This is a genomic window from Vreelandella sp. L-25 (assembly GCF_056857535.1).
On the sequence record NZ_JBSXNH010000051.1, the window covers coordinates 1 to 3,884 of the forward strand.

5 protein-coding genes are annotated in these 3,884 nt (G+C 51.7%); 3 read left to right on the plus strand and 2 right to left on the minus strand.

The genetic code is table 11. From position 1 onward, the window contains the following. Positions 1–222 (minus strand): response regulator (locus AC13CN_RS05450; RefSeq protein ID WP_483053052.1); only part of this gene is annotated, 222 nt, incomplete at its 3' end. 248 nt (positions 223–470) lie between these two features. Here AC13CN_RS05450 and AC13CN_RS05455 point away from each other — a divergent pair. Genes AC13CN_RS05455 through AC13CN_RS05465 form a run of 3 tightly spaced genes read left to right on the plus strand, consistent with a single transcriptional unit; the run spans position 471 to position 3,448 of the window. Then, positions 471–956: a GtrA family protein gene (locus AC13CN_RS05455; RefSeq protein ID WP_252860505.1), complete on the plus strand. Its 486-nt coding sequence runs from the start codon at positions 471–473 to the stop codon at positions 954–956. Then, positions 940–1,968, plus strand: coding sequence for a glycosyltransferase family 2 protein (locus tag AC13CN_RS05460; protein WP_040297488.1), 1,029 nt, complete (start codon positions 940–942; stop codon positions 1,966–1,968). Before AC13CN_RS05455 ends, AC13CN_RS05460 begins: the two co-directional genes overlap by 17 nt. Further along, positions 1,952–3,448, plus strand: a complete 1,497-nt coding sequence (locus AC13CN_RS05465) for an ArnT family glycosyltransferase (protein ID WP_289136508.1) — start codon at positions 1,952–1,954, stop codon at positions 3,446–3,448. The genes AC13CN_RS05460 and AC13CN_RS05465 overlap by 17 nt, the downstream gene beginning before the upstream one ends. Before the next feature lie 75 nt (positions 3,449–3,523). Here AC13CN_RS05465 and AC13CN_RS05470 read toward each other — a convergent pair. Further along, positions 3,524–3,884: ATP-binding protein (locus tag AC13CN_RS05470; protein WP_483053053.1), on the minus strand; the 361-nt coding region annotated here is incomplete at its 5' end.

Genomic DNA, 3,884 nt, shown 5'->3' on the forward strand with positions numbered 1-3,884 from the left:
GGCCTCTTTTTTCCCGTTTTTTCTCCATCTTTGCATTAAAGACAGTCCATTTTCATCGGGCAGTCCGATATCGAGAATAACGGCCTGGTAGGAGCTTGTTTCAATCAACGAGTCCGCTTCTTTGCCGGTTTTGGCGATATCTACTGTGTAGTGCGCCTGCGCAAGCCAGTCCGATATTTTTTTGGCAAGTACAGCATTGTCTTCAACAATCAGAATTTTCATTTGTAAGCGCCGTTTTTCGTGGTGGGAAAGTTTCGCCAGTCTGCCATGGATTGTACCAGTAACGGCAACTCCCCAGAAAAACAGCAACCCGTTAAAAATGGGGGGTTACCGGTCGACTTTTCAGTTTGATTTCAGTTGCACCTGGTAGGATCAATAGTCGAGTCACGAACGCAAGAAGCTGTATATACATGGTTTTAGGGGCAACCTATGAGCGATAGACATTTCTATGCAGGTGTGTCCAGATTCTGGTGCCCGATGTTTCTGAAGAGTCAATGTTCACCATTTCCGGAATTGTTGTTGAAACATCGGGCACGATGGTTATAGCCACGGGTGTGTCGGCCAGGATGAAGAAGGTTCCCTTTAAAAGAATAAGTGGATTTATTGCCGCCGGAGGAATGGCAACCCTTTTCCATTGGGCGGCCATGTCCGGCCTGGTTCTGCTTGGCATGGCCCCCGTAGCAGCCACCTTTTCTGGAAGCGTTGTAGGAGCGGTTACCAACTACTGGTTGCAGCGAACTTTGGCCTTTCCAAACGCACGCCCACACATCCAGGCCATCTGGCGATATGCCTTTTCCTGTTCACTCGCAGCTCTCCTGAACGTTCTGATCTTTTTAGTCCTGCATCAACTGTTTGAAATCTCTGTTGTGCCTGCTCAGCTTCTAACCACTGCGGCTGTCGCTGTATTTAACTATGTTGTCTACCAAAGGCTGGTGTTTCATGAACAAACCTCTTGAGACTTCCCGTGCGCCGAATGAATCAGAGCTGCTTTCCCTGGTGGTTCCGGTGTTCAATGAGCGTTCGATGCTTCCCCTATTCTTTGAGCATGTATTGCCGATCCTTGCGAGCCTCGATATTCGCTCGGAGATCGTGGTTGTGGACGATGGTAGCGAGGATGGCAGTGCCGAATTTGTTAGGACTTTCATTAAAAGGAAATCGAGCATCCGTCTCGTCAAGCTAAGCCGCAACTTTGGCAAAGAGGCAGCGGTAACAGCAGGGCTGGAGCATGCCAAGGGGGATGCGGTGATCGTTCTGGATGCGGACCTTCAGGATCCACCTGAATACATTCCCGAGATGGTCAAGAGTTGGAAGTCCGGCTTTGATGTCGTTCTGATGCAACGTCGATCACGTGTAGGCGAGAGTTTTCTCAAGCGCTGGAGTGCGCACCTTTTCTATCGCTTGCTGAATAAGACCAGTCGCACTGAAATCCCGGTCGACACGGGTGATTTCCGATTGATGAGCAGGCGGGCAGTTGATGCCCTTCTCCGGTTAGGAGAGCGCAACCGCTACATGAAGGGACTCTTTGCCTGGGTTGGTATGCCAACGACGATCATCGAATACGACCGGGCATTGAGAGTGGCTGGCGAGAGTAAGTGGGACTACCCGGGCCTGGTCGGCCTGGCCCTTGAAGGCCTGACTTCCTTCTCAGTGTCACCTCTCAGATGGGCAACGCTTGTCGGCTTGCTGGCCGCCTCCGTTGGTGGATTGTTCGGTGTCTGGATTGTAGCGAAGGCAATAATGCTCGGCGATCCGACTGACGGCTACCCATCGTTAATCGCCCTCATCAGTTTTCTGGGCGGCATACAACTGGTGAGCGTTGGTATCGTTGGTGAGTATGTGGGCAAAACCTACATCGAATCGAAACAGCGACCACTGTATCTGACCGAAGAAGTGGTCGAGAACAAAGAGGTATCAAGCCGAGACCAAATCAGCAACTTCAGAGGCGTCAAGAATGATAAAGCGATTTGAGCCCTGGTTCTGGGTACTGGCTGCCGTATTGTTCAGTCGCTTTATCGGAATGACGCTGTATCCCTTCGTGGATACAACGGAGCCCCGATACGCTGAAATCGCTCGTTTAATGGCTGAAACCGGGGACTGGATAACGCCCTGGTTTGAACCCGGCGTTCCGTTCTGGGGGAAACCTCCACTGTCGTTCTGGGCTCAGGCTGCCTCTATAAAAATATTTGGACTGTCTGAATTTTCTCTGCGGCTACCGGCATGGTTCGCCACGATTGGAATCGTATGGCTGACGTGGTGCCTTGCAAATCATGCGCGCGGTGCTGCGGTCGCTCGATGGTCTACTCTTGTGCTTTCCACGATGGCACTCACTTATATCAGTGCTGGCGCAGTCATGACGGATACATTCCTGGTTTTTGGAACGACCCTTTCTCTGGTGAGCATGTGGTTCGTGCTTTCGGGCCGGTCTGACTATTGGCGCTGGTGGTTTTTCGTGGGCCTGGCTATCGGCTTGTTGTCAAAGGGACCGTTGGCTGTTGTACTGACCGTTATCCCCCTGGTGCTATGGGCTGCTATTTTCAGGCAGCGGTTACAGCCGTTGAAAAAATTACCCTGGCTTCTTGGCTCACTTCTGACACTGGCGATTGCCGTGCCATGGTACGTGCTCGCTGAATTGAAAACGCCAGGGTTCCTCAACTATTTCATCATTGGCGAACACTTTAGCCGGTTTCTGGACCCCGGGTGGGCCGGCGATTTGTACGGTAGTGCCCATGACCGGCCCAAGGGCATGATCTGGATATTCTGGCTTTGGGCTTCATTCCCCTGGGGTATCATTGGCTTGGTTGGCTTTGGCCTTGCGGCGGCGCGAGGCAAAACAAAGGATATATTCACTGGTGCTGTTCAAGACGCCTCAACGCTGTATCTGTTGTTTTGTGCGATAACGCCAATGCTGTTCTTTACCCTGGCAGGCAACACGCTCTGGACTTACATACTTCCTTCTCTGCCGTTCTCGGCCATTCTGATTGCCGGATGGGTGTCGCAGCTCAATTTACGTCCCTGGTCCAGAATCAGGTCGGGTGCTGTATTACTTGCACCCGTTCTCATTACCCTTTTTGTGTTCATAGGTGTGAGCGGAGTAAAACCACTAAAAACCGAGAAGCAATTGATAGGACGGTATGAGAGCATTCAGCAAGCGGGAGACGGTCCAATCTTTTACATTGGCAAGATGCCATTTTCCGCACGTTTTTATTCGTTGGGCGACGCTGTCGAAATCACCTCCACAGAATTCGACAGTCTGCTGGACGCTGACGGGTACGCCAGGGTCTTTGCCGCAATTCCAAACGATGCGGTAGATAAGGTTCTTGGTCCGCGGGCCACTGACGCTCAGAAGTTGGGGGAGAACGAACGGTACCAGCTATTCTCGATCGATCTTCCGCCAACAGACAGCCAGAATGACCCCGTTGATTCTGAATTAAACTCGAAGAATAATTAATGACGCAGCTGATTACTGCTAAAACTGAGTCTTTGAAGGCCGGATTTTCAAGATGGCTGGCCTTTTGGCAGTGATCTAGTCCGGAAATGGCAGTAAAATCAGAATCCTGGCTCCTCCGTTTTTCGAGGATCCGATTTCCAGGTGTCCGAGGTTGTCTTCGACAATCTCGGACACGATGGACAATCCGAGCCCAAAACCCGCGACCGTTTCATCCAGCCTGGCACCCCTGTTCATGACAGTGGCTGCCGCCTCGGGAGAAATTCCGGGGCCATCGTCCGCTACTTCTATGGAGAGCCCTGATGACGTGCGGGCGATTGTAACGTCGACGGTTGTCTGGCACCACTTCCCGCCATTTTCGAGTAAATTGCCAAGTAGCTCTGAAAGATCCTGTCGCTCCATTGGCCAGCTGAAGTTTTCAGGTAAGTTGGTGTGGAGG

What these genes read in the sequence shown, in the direction of transcription:
- AC13CN_RS05460 (WP_040297488.1), top strand. Translation starts at nt 940, where the DNA reads ATGAACAAACCTCTTGAGACTTCCCGTGCGCCGAATGAATCAGAGCTG.
- AC13CN_RS05465 (WP_289136508.1), top strand. Translation starts at nt 1,952, where the DNA reads ATGATAAAGCGATTTGAGCCCTGGTTCTGGGTACTGGCTGCCGTATTG.